The sequence below is a fragment of the Heyndrickxia ginsengihumi genome (assembly GCF_011008565.1).
Lineage (GTDB): Bacteria > Bacillota > Bacilli > Bacillales > Bacillaceae_C > Weizmannia > Weizmannia ginsengihumi.
On sequence record NZ_JAAIWK010000031.1, the window covers coordinates 1 to 13,050 of the forward strand.

Genomic DNA, 13,050 nt, shown 5'->3' on the forward strand with positions numbered 1-13,050 from the left:
TTAATATCATTATTATAAGCTAAAAAGACAGTTAAAGGTTTAATTTATTCAACCTTTAACCGTCTAATAATTTAATGGACTTTTTCAGTGCCCTCGTTTCCCGCCTGCGGGGTCTCATTTTTTGCTTCAATCAGTTTCTGCATAAATTAGGTAAGTGTCGAGCATTATCTTTTGAAAAACAACAGTTATTTTTTCATTGACTCTCACGTTACGTAATACCTTAACATTTGGTTATAAGGGAGGTCGATAACATGAGAATCAAAGAAGTTGCTGATTTAGTCGGAATAAGTGTCCGTACTTTACATCACTACGATGAGATTGGTTTACTAGTGCCTGATCAGGTCTCAGATACAGGGTATCGCATTTATTCAGAAAATAATCTTGCTTTGTTACAACAAATTTTATTTTTTAAAGAATTGGGCTTCCCTTTACAAACAATTAAGCAAATGATCTATAGTCCATCGTTTGATCGCTATGAAGCATTAACATTACAGAGAAAAATGTTAATAGAAAAACGCGTACAATTAGATCAAATGATTGCGACGATCGAAAAAACGATGCAGCATATGAAAGGGGAAGTACAAATGACGAATGAAGAGAAATTTGCCGGTTTTCAATTTGATGAGAACCTTTATGAGCAAGAGGCTAGAAAACGTTGGGGAAACGATAAAGTGGATGAAGCAAATGCACGATTGAGAAAGCTATCCAATGAGCAACAATTAGCGTTGAGAGAAGAAATGAATGCGATATTTAAAGAATTGGCCGATTTACGTTCTGGATTTCCAGCATCAAAAGAGGCGCAAGTAACGATAAAAAAATGGTTTGATTTATTAAATCAACAGATTGGACAATATTCATTTGACGCTTTTAAGGGATTAGGTCAGCTGTATGTAGATGATGAGCGGTTTACTAAAAATATTGATGCATTCGGTGAAGGATTGGCGCAATTTATGTCTCAAGCGATGCGTGTGTTTGCTGAGCGACAAAAGGAAGAAGCGGGGGCTGATTAGCTCCTGCTTTTTTCATTGAGAAGATAAAGTTACACAAACAGCGTGCATAGCTTTTAGACTGGATATCTATTATACTTTTAATTGAAAGCGCTTTAATATGTTAGGAAAAATATATAGTAGGAGATGGTTAGATGTGGAATAATACGCAAGTAACCAACATGCTCTCGATTCAATATCCGATCATTCAGGCAGGGATGGCGGGAGGAGTGACTAGTCCAGAGCTTGTGGCGGCTGTTTCAAATGCAGGAGCGTTAGGATCAATTGGCGCAGGATATATGACAATGGAATCATTAGAGAATACGATTCAAACGGTGAAAACATTAACAACGAATCCTTTCAGTGTTAACATCTTTGTTCCTGAACAAACAGCTGTTACAGAAGAAGAAATTGCATCGGCTAATGAATTATTAAATCCAATTAGAAAACAGTTAGGAATGGATCCAACATATAAAAGACCAATGATAAACGATGAGCTTTTTCACAAGCAAATTGATCTTATTATTCAGCACCGAGTACCAATTTGCAGTTTTACATTCGGAATTCCGCCAAAGAACGAAATCGCGCGTTTAAAGGAAAAAGGAATAATATTGATAGGGACTGCCACATCTGTGAACGAAGCATTATTAAATGAAAAAGCAGGAATGGATATGATTGTTGCACAAGGCAGTGAAGCGGGAGGACACCGCGGCAGTTTTGCAACGGCGTTTGATCTGGCTATGATCGGCACAATGGCCCTTGTTCCGCAAATCGTTGATGCTGTGAGTATCCCCGTTATTGCAGCAGGTGGGATTATGGATGGAAGAGGTGTGCTAGCTTCACTTATTTTAGGTGCACAAGCTGTTCAAATGGGAACTGCGTTTGTAACTTGTATAGAAAGCGGCGCACATCCGTTACATAAACAAGCAATATTAGAGGGGACAGAAGATCAAACAGTAGTGACTGCGACCTTTAGTGGAAAACCGGCACGCGGTATGAATAATAAGTTTATTCAAATGCTGCAAGATCAGCAGCACAATATACTACCTTATCCGTATCAAAATGTGTTAACCCAAGATATTCGCAAAGAAGCCGGAAAACAGAATAGACCAGAATTTCTCGCACTTTGGAGCGGGCAACATCCACGTTCAAGCAGACAGATTCATGCGGCTGAACTTATTATGGGCTTAGCAGCACAAGTTCGTCGTTTGGCGGAAACATTTTCGTAATCAAAAGTGAGACGAAGTGAGACAAAATGAGACAACTGTACAATTTTGTCTCACTTTTTTTATGGACACATCCATCAAACGTTAAATTACCGGCTTCGAATTTTTGGCACAATACTTGCATCTATAGATAGCGAAAGACTTTTGAAATTAGGAGGTAGAATAATGAAAACGACAAAAAGTCAAAGTAGTAGAAATGTGTTAAGTAAAGAAAAAGCACAATGGATCTATCAAAAAATGTTAGAAATTCGTAAATTTGAGGATAAAGTTCATGAAATTTTTGCTAGTGGTGTTCTACCAGGTTTTGTTCATTTATATTCGGGTGAAGAGGCAGTAGCTGTTGGTGTCTGTGCCCATTTAAATGACAAAGATTATATTACAAGTACACATCGCGGACACGGTCATTGCATTGCAAAAGGATGCGATTTAAAAGGAATGATGGCAGAAATATACGGGAAAGCTACTGGATTATGCAAAGGTAAAGGTGGCTCCATGCATATCGCTGACTTAGATAAAGGGATGTTAGGAGCCAATGGAATCGTTGGCGGAGGCTTTCCATTAGCATGTGGGGCAGCACTTACAGCAAAGTATAAAAAGACAAATAATGTAAGCGTTTGCTTCTTTGGTGATGGTGCAAATAACCATGGAACATTCCATGAAGGGATTAATTTAGCTGCAGCATGGAAATTACCAGTTGTTTTTGTAGCTGAAAATAATGGCTATGCTGAAGCAACACCATTTACGTATGCTTCGAGTTGTAAAACGATTGCTGATCGTGCAATTGCCTATAATATTCCAGGTATTCGCGTCGATGGGAAAGATCTACTTGCAGTCTATCAAGCAGCTGAAGAAGCGGTAAAGAGAGCACGAAATGGGGAAGGACCTACAATTATTGAATGTATTACGTATCGAAATTACGGTCATTTTGAAGGTGATGCTCAAACGTATAAGCCTGAACAGGAAAAGAAACAGCATTTAACAGAAAAAGATGCAATTGTCCTTTATAAACAATACTTATTAGATCAAAATCTTTTCACACAAGAAGAATTAAGTTCGCTGGAAAAATCAGTTGAGGATGCTGTTAAAGAAGCAGTGAAGTTTAGTGAAGAAAGCCCTTATCCAAGTGCATCAGAACTTTTAACAGATGTTTATGTTTCCTATTAATCATTTAGTTCAAGGTATCAGTCGAAAAGTAAAGGGAGGAAGATAACATGGGAAGAACGATCAGTATGTCAACTGCCATTAATGAGGCTATGAAACTAGCAATGAGAAGAGATGAAAATGTTGTTTTATTAGGTGAAGATGTGGCTGGAGGTGCACAGGTTGATCACCTGCAAGATGATGAGGCTTGGGGCGGTGTACTTGGTGTTACGAAAGGATTAGTCCAAGAGTTTGGGCGTGAACGGATTTTAGATACGCCAATTGCTGAAGCTGGCTATATGGGAGCAGCAATGGCAGCAGCATCAACTGGACTTAGACCGATTGCCGAACTAATGTTTAATGATTTCATTGGCAGTTGTTTAGACGAAGTATTAAACCAAGGAGCAAAATTCCGTTATATGTTTGGCGGGAAAGCGCAAGTACCTGTAACTGTGCGGACAATGCACGGTGCTGGTTTTAGAGCAGCTGCCCAGCATTCCCAAACATTATATGGTCTTTTCACAAGTATTCCAGGTTTAAAAGTAGTCGTTCCATCAACTCCTTATGATGCAAAAGGGTTATTACTTGCTGCCATTGAAGATAATGACCCAGTTATCTATTTTGAAGATAAGACTCTTTATAACATGACAGGGGATGTACCAGAAGGATATTATACGATCCCATTAGGAAAAGCCGATATTAAACGTGAAGGTAATGACATTACTGTAGTAGCGATTGGAAAGCAAGTTCAAACGGCACTTCAAGCTGCTGAACAGTTAGCGAAAAACGGAATTGAACTAGAAGTAATTGATCCCCGCAGTCTATCTCCACTTGATGAAGATACTATTTTATCATCGGTGGCGAAGACAAATAGATTAATTGTCATTGATGAAGCGAATCCGAGATGCAGTGTTGCGACCGATATTGCTTCACTTGTCGCTGATAAAGGATTTGATGATTTGGATGCACCAATTAAAAAGATTACAGCACCACATACGCCTGTACCATTTTCTCCTCAGTTAGAAGATATTTATTTACCAACACCTGAGAAGGTCATTCAAGTTGTTTCAGAATTATTAGGAGAAACGATTGGAGTATAAGGTTTAGAAAGGGGAGAGCGTTATGGCTACTGAAGTGATTATGCCAAAATTAGGAATGGCAATGAAAGTTGGTACTGTTTCACAGTGGAACAAAACAGAGGGAGAGCCCGTACAAAAAGGAGATTTAATTGCTACGATTTCTTCTGAAAAAATTGAAATGGATTTAGAAGCACCTGAAAATGGTACGGTTTTAAAAATTTCAGTACCTGAAGGCGAAGAAGTTCCGCCTGGTACAATTATCGGATATATCGGGAAAGAAAATGAGAATGTCAGTATTAGTCATTCTAGTGAGAATCCACAAGAACAACAAAATATTTCTAAAGTCGAAGAGGTAAATGTTAATAAACCGGCTGCTGAAACAGTACGAGTTCAAACAGCAAGCCAACAAAAAAGGGTGAAAATCTCACCAGTTGCTCGGAAAATGGCAAAAAAAGCTGGCTTAGATATTACACATATTCAAGGTTCAGGTCCTGGAGGTAGAATTGTAAAAATTGACGTGCTTCAAGCGATTGAACAGACGAAGGCAGCACCGACTGCAATTGTACAAGAGGAACCGCAAGTAGTTGCAGCAAACCATACTGTTGCGGCAGAAGAAGGTAAAAAAGTTCCTGTGACCGGAATGCGCAAAGTGATTGCAACCCGTATGTTCGATAGCTTGCAAAATAGTGCCCAATTAACAATTACAATGAAGGCAGATGTAACAGAGCTAAAAGCATTAAAAAATCAACTGAAAGATACTGTTGCAAAAGTTTTTGAACATAAATTAACGATTACTGATTATGTTGCTCGGGCTGTAACACTTGCTCTATTGCAACATCCACAAATGAACAGTACTTTTAAAGATGGTTCAATTTACACGTATGATCATGTTCACCTTGGTATGGCGGTTGCGCTAGAAAAAGGCTTGGTTGTACCTGTCATTCGCAATGCTGATTCGCTAAGTTTGACAGCTTTATCCAAACAAATTAAAGAAGCTGCTGATCGCGCCAAAACTGGGCAATTAGCAAATGAAGACATACAAGGATCAACGTTTACAATTTCAAGCTTAGGCGGTTATGATGTTGAGTTCTTTACGCCTGTTTTGAATCCACCTGAAGCAGGCATCCTTGGAGTTGGCACAATAACTGATGTACCAACTTATATTGGGGGAAAATTAGAAAGAAGAAGCATTTTGCCGCTTAGTTTAACTTTCGATCATCGTGTATTGGATGGCGCACCAGCTGCAGCATTTTTACAAACGGTTAAACAATACTTAGAAGAACCTATTACAATACTTTTGTAGAAAGGAGGTGCTTCTATTGACAACGATCGCAATCATTGGAGGAGGACCTGCTGGATATGTAGCGGCAATTACCGCTGCCCAGCAGGGGCAAGAAGTTATCCTGATTGAACAACGTTCTTTAGGCGGTACGTGTTTAAATACCGGCTGTATGCCAACAAAAACGTTGTTAGAAAGTGCATCAATGTTTAATCAAATAAAACATGCAAATCAATTTGGCATACAATTACCAGTAGACGCAGTAAGCATAAATTGGCAGCAAGTATTGGAACGAAAAGAACAAATCGTTGGCAAGCTTGTTCAAGGTATCCAATATTTAATGAAAAAGAATAAAATAACAATAAAAATAGGGAAGGCATCGTTTTTAACAAACCACACCGTGGTTGTTGAAAACAATGAGCAAAAAGAAACAGTTGAAGCTGATCAATTTATTATTGCGACTGGTTCTGAGTCCATACCGTTGCCGTTTGCACCTTTTGATGAAAAATGGATTATTAGCAGTAATCAAGCACTTGAGTTGCCGCAAGTCCCTAACTCCCTTTTAATTGTTGGTGGGGGTGTTATTGGCTGTGAGTTTGCAAGTATATACAGCAGAATGGGAACAAAAGTAACGATCGTTGAAATGGCCGATCAAATCTTGCCAGGGGAAGATAAAGATACAGTTGCGTTCCTACATAATCAATTGCAACAGGATGGCGTAACAATACGAACTTCCACTGCTGTAAAAGAACTTGACAACATCAATCAAGTAGCATTGCTCGAAAATGAACAGGGAAAACACGAGGTTTACGCTGATTATATTCTTGTTGCTATTGGAAGAAGTCCCCGTATCCATGATTTAAATTTAGAATACATCGGCGTAGAAGTGAGCAAACGAGGCATTATTGTTAATGAACAGATGCAAACAACAGTTCCAAATATTTATGCATGTGGAGATGTAGTCGGAGGAATACAGCTCGCACACGTCGGCTTTCATGAAGGAGAGGTAGCAGCATCCAATGCATCCGGGCTAGAGGCAAAAGTTAATTATCGGGCTGTACCACGCTGTATTTATACATTCCCTGAGATTGCCAGTGTTGGTATGACTGAAAAAACCGCCAATGAAATGTATCCACATATAAAAAAAGGTGAGTTTCCCTTCTCGGCAAACGGGAAAGCACTCATCGCAAATGAACAAGAAGGTAAGGTTAAAGTATTAATTGATCCGGAGTACGATGAAATTATTGGGATTTCCATTGTTGGACCTCATGCAACAGAATTAATTGGTCAAGGGACTATCATGCTACATGCCGAGCTAACTTCAGACAGTATGGATCACTTTATTGCAGCTCACCCAACATTATCCGAAGCGATCCATGAAGCCATTTTAAATGCAAATGGTCAGTCCATTCATATATAATCATACACATACGACAAAATCTCGGATATCAGTTATGCTTCCGAGATTTTGTCGTATTCATGTTTTCTTTTCTTTCCGCATGTAACGCACTCGCTTGTGTAATAATCATATTTATGACATCTACGAAAAAAGCAAACAATTGCTTTTAACCTTTTCATATGTAGTTGCTCCTCTGAATGTTTTAATAGTATGTAATAAAGAATACAGAAGGAACATTATACAACCATTACAAACAGATTAAGAACGATGAGAAAATTATTAAATTAAAGTTAAAATTAAAACAAAACGATGAACTATTATTGCGTAAAAATTAAGAAAAAGAGGAGTGGTCATCCAAAAGGGTATTTGATTTCCGCTCCGATCAACTTCTTCATGATCCGCTTTAGGGGCACAAATTCAATTAAAAACAACGCCCTTCTGTAAAGATCAATGAATATCTTAATCATCCAAAAGTGATTGTAGTTTTTTGTTCTTCTTCTAAACGAGAGGAAAAAGTCGCTGCAGAAAATAAAAATAATAAATAATTACAATAAAAGCCTTTTAATGAATAAACTGCAATTGCATCTATTTTTCTATTCCTTCAACACATAGTGGTTTCTTCACTGTTTTTTTCAATTTTACATCGTTCATAAACATTGTGCTTCCAAAAATGGTGATTAAGCCAAAAATTGTACCTACAGAAATATGTTCATGAAGAAATAGCACTCCAAATATTACACCAAAGAGCGGAACTAGAAATGTGACGCTTAATGTTTTCGTTGGCCCAACATGATGAATGAGATAAAAATAGAGCAAATATCCGATGGATGTCGAAAAAATTGCTAGACTGATAACTGCGATTGCAACAGTAAATGTGACAGGCTGATGAGGTAGATTTGTCACACTAAATGGAATAAGTAGAAGTCCTGCCCCTAATTGCTGGCCAGTCGCTAATGTAAGTGGAGGCTCTCCAACAAAAACACGTTTCGTATAGACTCCGCCAATGCCGTAAAATAGAGCAGCTAATAAAGAAAAACAAATTGATATGATAACAGTGAATGTTAATGAAACGGAACTCCAGCCAACAAGAATGACAACACCGACCATACCGATTGGAATGCCGATTAACTTTCGCAATGTTAATGTTTCCTTTAACCAAATACGCGCAACAATTGCGGTGAAGACAGGTGTTGTTGCATTAAGAATTGCTGCAATAGAGGCAGTCAAATGAAGTGTAGATGTAGCGATTAATGTAAATGGAATCGCTGCGTTGAAAGCTCCTAACAACAAGTATTCCTTCCATTTTGCTTTTAAGTTTGGAAGTCTTCTTATTAATAATGCATATATAAGGAGGAACAGCCCAGCAATCATGACACGAACATCAATTAAGACGAGAGGTCCTAATACAGGAGAAGCAATACGCATAAATAAAAAAGAGGCCCCCCATAGCGCTCCTAGAATTAGCAGAGCGCTAAATTCAGTTATTTTCATTATTTTCACTCCATTCAGTATTTCCTTTATCATAAAGCCACACGATATTATTCGTCAATTGAATATTCGCCGTATATCTATTCCGATTATAATTAACGCCAAGTCTTGAAGCGTGAACATGCAGCTTTCAAACGAAAGTTATGTCGAAAAATAAAGAATTATAAAAATTGAAAGCGTATTCAATTATATGTATAATATACATAGCTTACATGTTTAATGGAATAGGTCCTGTTTTCTCTTCACTAGTCACTTAAGTAAAATATTTCCCAGTTTCTGTCATTAACATTGTAAACCTATTGATGAGAGGTGGATCATTTGATAACGACGACAAAATGCTACTTAAATACATGGAAACGATTTGTCCATGAAGGGGTGTTAGATTCAGCACGCTTGAATAAAAGAGTCATAGAATCATGGTATCGATGTAAACAGGGAGAAGTCAATCCATATTTGACAAAAGGACATTATCTTTTGTCAAATGAACAATTGCAGAGGCAAAAAGTTAAGTACGCCCAATTATTGGAGGTAGCTTCTTCACATCTTGCACATATTGACCCCATTCTTCAGCAATCGGGAATGATGGCTCTTGTCATTGACCCTGAAGGTGTTGTTCTATCTATTCGAGGACATCGCGGAACAGTATACGAAGCAGAAAAAATCAATTTTGTTGAAGGGGCTTGCTGGACCGAAGATAAAGTTGGAACAAATGCAATCGGAACAGCACTTCAAACCGGCGAAGCTGTGATGATCAATGGAACTGAACATTTTTCCGTTGCTTCACATCGTTGGAGCTGTTCGGCAACACCAATTTATGATCAAAACAAGCAGTTGCTCGGTATCATTGATATTTCTTGTCCTCTAGAACAATCCCACCCGCTTATGCTCGGTACTGTAACATCTATTGCCTATATGATTGAGCAAGAATTGAACATAGTGAACCATGAGCAAGACATTTCGATTTTTGAGCAAGCAATTGATTTCATTGAAATGAATCCAGATGTTCCTTTTGTCGTTTGTAATGATCAAGGATTCATCATATCAGCGAGCCGGATTATTCGCGAAAAAAATCCTCAATATTCCAATATGAAAATAGAAGATCTACTTTCAAGTGGTTATAACATTCAAAAACAGAAACCAATTTTATCAAAAAAGCAGAAAAAGTTGGGAACATGTTTACTTCTTTCCGAAGCAAAAGTTCGACAACACCGTCATTTCCAGATAGTCCATAAAGAAGAAGAGCCCTTCCAATTTCAAGGAGTTATTGGCACAAGTGAAGTATTTATAAATACAATTGAAAAAGCAAAGCTAGTATCAAAAACAGATTCCAGTGTTTATATATTGGGTGAAACAGGTACTGGAAAAGAATTAATTGCCCGCGCCATCCATGAGAATAGTTCAAGAAAAAACGGACCATTTATTGCCGTGAATTGTGGGGCTATACCAAAAGCCTTAATGGAAAGTGAACTATTCGGTTATGTTGAAGGAGCTTTTACAGGGGCAAAACGGCAAGGATATAAAGGGAAATTTGAACAGGCGAATCATGGAACATTATTTCTTGATGAAATTGGTGAAATGCCTCCAGCGATGCAAGTTGCTATTTTACGCGTTCTTCAAGAAAGAAAAGTCATCCCTATTGGCGGAACGAAAGAGGTACCTATTGATATTCGCATTATTGCGGCTACTCACCGTGATCTTTTTCAGCTTGTCAAAGAGGGGACATTCCGGCAAGATCTATATTATCGTCTGCATGTATTTCCAATTCACGTACCTACATTGAAAGAAAGAAGAGAAGATATCCCTGCTTTTATTCATTATTTTTGCCAGACAAACAACTGTCATCTTGATTTGCCCGTTCAACTTCTCGAACAATTGCAAAGCTATGATTGGCCTGGGAATATTAGAGAACTGATGAATATATTAGAAAATCTTAAAATATCCGCGGGTGCTAATAGCAATTCCATTGTAGAATTATTATCTTTGTTTAAAGGAAACCACCACTCAAATAGTGATATAGAGACACCTGTTCAAGTTACAAAATATAATACGCGCGAAAAAATTCAAAGAGAGATGATGATTGAAGCGTTGCAGAAAACTTGCGGAAACGCATCCGCAGCAGCTAAATTACTTGGTATTCCTAGAAGCACTTTTTATCGGAGAGCGAAAAAATTAGGATTATCGTAATAAAGAAGGAGATGGCATAATGCCGTCTCCTTTAAAAATGAAACTATCTTTGTTCATATGCAATAACAACCCCCACTAAAATTAAAAAGAGACCTAGCCAAAAAGTTCCGCCAATGTTTTCTCCAAGGATAAGTCACCCATATCTTTATGGGCGATTTTCCACTTTTGTTTTGTTGAAAATCAATCCACTGAGAAGAGGACAGCGATTGCGACAAGATAGCGCAGCCAAACAAGTTGTAACGGTGGAATGACGGTTACAACAACTTTAACAACGACATACATGCCACCCAATACTTGCTGCTAATATTAAGAACATTGAACCTAGTATTGTATTATTCATTTTTAATACCCTCCATATGCATTTTAAATGTTCTATGCCTTAAAGGAGTATTTAGTTAAACTTCTCCTTTAAGAACGAGTAAATGCTAGAGGCACATCTTGTTTAAATAATGGATGATGATACATCATGTAATTTACCTCTTATCATAATGAAATGGATTAAAAAGATACTCATAAAGGGCTCATATTTGTAAACTCTCTTGCTTTTTATCAAACAATTCATAAAATCGATTGGAGCGTAACGTTTGAGACTCCTGCGGGAAAAACGAGCATCCTGAAGCGGAAATCAACGATTCCTTTAAGTAAATTAGTAACTTTAATTATAGTATGTATTTTACAGACTATTTCTCCTAAAATTAATATTTTTAATTTAATATATTGACAATAAATGATCATCGTATTAAACTAAATTCATAATTAAATATGTCTTATCAAGAGTGATGGAGGGACTGGCCCGATGAAATCCGACAACCAGCACATATATGTGTATGGTGTTAATTCCAGCAGATGTTTAATCTGAGAGATAAGAAAACGGACGTAAAGCTAAAAAGCTGGTTTTCTTATGATGAGGAAACCAGCTTTTTTACTTTAATTAGGGGAGTTGATCAGAAAAACAACCATATGATCGATTTAATATACATATTATTTCGAAAATAAATATGGAATATGAATTTATTTATGAAGGAGCTAAAACAATGACAATTCAACCAGCATTACAATCATTAAAACGTACACTTCCGCCATTTCGAGCAGACCATGTCGGGAGTTTATTGCGACCTGAACGATTAAAAAAAGCGCGTTTAGACAAAGAAAACGGAATTATTTCAGCGGACCAATTAACAGCCATAGAGAATGAAGAAATTCGTAGAATTGTAGAGAAGCAGAAAGAGGCCGGCGTTCTAGCAATTACCGATGGTGAATTCCGCCGCAGCTGGTGGCATTTTGATTTTCTAGAAGGCTTAACGGGGATAGAAGGTTTTGATAAGGAACACGGACTAAAATTTCATCATATTGAAACTAGGGGGCATGGTATCCGTGTGACTGAAAAAATCGATTTTCCTGATGATCATCCTTTCCTTGAACATTTTAAATTTTTAAAAGAGGCCATTGGCGAAAATGAAGATGGTTTCATTGCAAAACAAACAATTCCGAGCCTTAGTCTATTAAGCCGTCCAGCTATTATTAACCGTGATATATATCCCGACTTGGATGAATATTATGATGATTTAGCGAAGGCTTATAAAAAAGCCGTCCATGCATTTTATCATCTCGGCTGTCGCTACTTGCAAATAGATGATACAAACTGGGGATTTTTGGCAGATCCAAAAAATCGTGAAGCATTAAAAGGTACAGAGAGTGACGCAGAAGATGTTGCGCGAAGATGTGCGCAAGCATTAAACAAAGCATTGGAAGATAAACCAGCAGATTTAATTGTGACGATGCATATTTGTCGTGGTAATTATGCTTCCTCTTGGGCATTTTCTGGAGGATATGAACCTGTTGCAGAAATATTATTTAATCAAATCAATGTTGATGGTTATTTCCTTGAATATGACAGTGAACGCTCAGGTGATTTCAAACCTTTACGTTTCGTCACAAGAAAAGATTTACATATTGTTTTAGGACTAATTACATCCAAATCTGCTGAACTAGAAGATATCGAAAATATTAAAGCACGTATTCAAGAAGCATCACAATTTGTCCCTTTGGAGCAGCTTGCACTGAGCCCTCAATGTGGATTTGCTTCAACAGAAGAAGGAAATCTGCTTACAGAAGAAGAGCAATGGGAAAAGTTGAAATGGGTTAAAAAGATTGCAGATGATGTATGGAAATAAAGGCTAATTAATGAATAAAGTAATTCTTACGGAATGTTCTTTGATTTGTTGACAAAAAGGTTTAGAATGGCTTCATTCTAAACCTTTTTGTCATG

Annotated in this window: 9 protein-coding genes, 1 pseudogene and 1 riboswitch; of the genes and pseudogenes, 8 read left to right on the forward strand and 2 right to left on the reverse strand. The window is 37.6% G+C overall.

Features of this window, described 5'->3' with window-relative positions; translation table 11 throughout:
• The first annotated feature begins 251 nt into the window (after nucleotides 1–251).
• From G4D61_RS15330 to lpdA, 6 genes are all read left to right on the forward strand, one after another.
• The gene (locus tag G4D61_RS15330) at nucleotides 252–1,010 is read left to right on the forward strand and encodes a MerR family transcriptional regulator (protein ID WP_163174289.1); all 759 of its coding nucleotides are present in this window, start codon (nucleotides 252–254) and stop codon (nucleotides 1,008–1,010) included.
• 131 nt (nucleotides 1,011–1,141) lie between these two features.
• Nucleotides 1,142–2,215: an NAD(P)H-dependent flavin oxidoreductase gene (locus G4D61_RS15335; RefSeq protein WP_035353713.1), complete on the forward strand. Its 1,074-nt coding sequence runs from the start codon at nucleotides 1,142–1,144 to the stop codon at nucleotides 2,213–2,215.
• A gap of 162 nt (nucleotides 2,216–2,377) precedes the next feature.
• Nucleotides 2,378–3,376: a thiamine pyrophosphate-dependent dehydrogenase E1 component subunit alpha gene (locus G4D61_RS15340; protein WP_025730833.1), complete on the forward strand. Its 999-nt coding sequence runs from the start codon at nucleotides 2,378–2,380 to the stop codon at nucleotides 3,374–3,376.
• A gap of 47 nt (nucleotides 3,377–3,423) precedes the next feature.
• Nucleotides 3,424–4,452 carry an alpha-ketoacid dehydrogenase subunit beta gene (locus G4D61_RS15345; RefSeq protein ID WP_025730831.1) on the forward strand — a complete coding sequence of 343 codons (1,029 nt, stop codon included), beginning with the start codon at nucleotides 3,424–3,426 and terminating at the stop codon, nucleotides 4,450–4,452.
• 22 nt (nucleotides 4,453–4,474) lie between these two features.
• Nucleotides 4,475–5,734 (forward strand): dihydrolipoamide acetyltransferase family protein, encoded by a 1,260-nt coding sequence (locus G4D61_RS15350; protein ID WP_025730830.1) that lies wholly within the window; start codon nucleotides 4,475–4,477, stop codon nucleotides 5,732–5,734.
• Between the two features lie 16 nt (nucleotides 5,735–5,750).
• Nucleotides 5,751–7,130: a dihydrolipoyl dehydrogenase gene (gene lpdA / locus G4D61_RS15355; RefSeq protein WP_025730828.1), complete on the forward strand. Its 1,380-nt coding sequence runs from the start codon at nucleotides 5,751–5,753 to the stop codon at nucleotides 7,128–7,130.
• Between the two features lie 564 nt (nucleotides 7,131–7,694).
• Here the strand turns inward: lpdA and G4D61_RS15360 are convergent.
• Nucleotides 7,695–8,600: a DMT family transporter gene (locus G4D61_RS15360; RefSeq protein WP_163174291.1), complete on the reverse strand. Its 906-nt coding sequence runs from the start codon at nucleotides 8,598–8,600 to the stop codon at nucleotides 7,695–7,697.
• 318 nt (nucleotides 8,601–8,918) lie between these two features.
• Between G4D61_RS15360 and G4D61_RS15365 the strand changes: the two genes are divergently transcribed.
• The gene (locus G4D61_RS15365) at nucleotides 8,919–10,781 is read left to right on the forward strand and encodes a sigma-54-dependent Fis family transcriptional regulator (protein ID WP_035349027.1); all 1,863 of its coding nucleotides are present in this window, start codon (nucleotides 8,919–8,921) and stop codon (nucleotides 10,779–10,781) included.
• Between the two features lie 186 nt (nucleotides 10,782–10,967).
• On the opposite strand, the pseudogene G4D61_RS15370 reads toward G4D61_RS15365, so the two are convergent.
• A pseudogene (locus tag G4D61_RS15370) lies at nucleotides 10,968–11,121 on the reverse strand (EamA family transporter); the annotation flags it as partial.
• 424 nt (nucleotides 11,122–11,545) lie between these two features.
• A riboswitch (SAM riboswitch) is annotated at nucleotides 11,546–11,650 on the forward strand.
• A gap of 165 nt (nucleotides 11,651–11,815) precedes the next feature.
• Between G4D61_RS15370 and G4D61_RS15375 the strand changes: the two are divergent.
• Nucleotides 11,816–12,955: a 5-methyltetrahydropteroyltriglutamate--homocysteine S-methyltransferase gene (locus G4D61_RS15375; protein ID WP_025730823.1), complete on the forward strand. Its 1,140-nt coding sequence runs from the start codon at nucleotides 11,816–11,818 to the stop codon at nucleotides 12,953–12,955.
• Nucleotides 12,956–13,050: the final 95 nt, after the last annotated feature.

What these genes read in the sequence shown, in the direction of transcription:
- G4D61_RS15330 (WP_163174289.1), top strand. Translation starts at nt 252, where the DNA reads ATGAGAATCAAAGAAGTTGCTGATTTAGTCGGAATAAGTGTCCGTACT.
- G4D61_RS15335 (WP_035353713.1), top strand. Translation starts at nt 1,142, where the DNA reads ATGTGGAATAATACGCAAGTAACCAACATGCTCTCGATTCAATATCCG.
- G4D61_RS15340 (WP_025730833.1), top strand. Translation starts at nt 2,378, where the DNA reads ATGAAAACGACAAAAAGTCAAAGTAGTAGAAATGTGTTAAGTAAAGAA.
- G4D61_RS15345 (WP_025730831.1), top strand. Translation starts at nt 3,424, where the DNA reads ATGGGAAGAACGATCAGTATGTCAACTGCCATTAATGAGGCTATGAAA.
- G4D61_RS15350 (WP_025730830.1), top strand. Translation starts at nt 4,475, where the DNA reads ATGGCTACTGAAGTGATTATGCCAAAATTAGGAATGGCAATGAAAGTT.
- G4D61_RS15360 (WP_163174291.1), bottom strand. Translation starts at nt 8,600, where the DNA reads ATGAAAATAACTGAATTTAGCGCTCTGCTAATTCTAGGAGCGCTATGG.
- G4D61_RS15375 (WP_025730823.1), top strand. Translation starts at nt 11,816, where the DNA reads ATGACAATTCAACCAGCATTACAATCATTAAAACGTACACTTCCGCCA.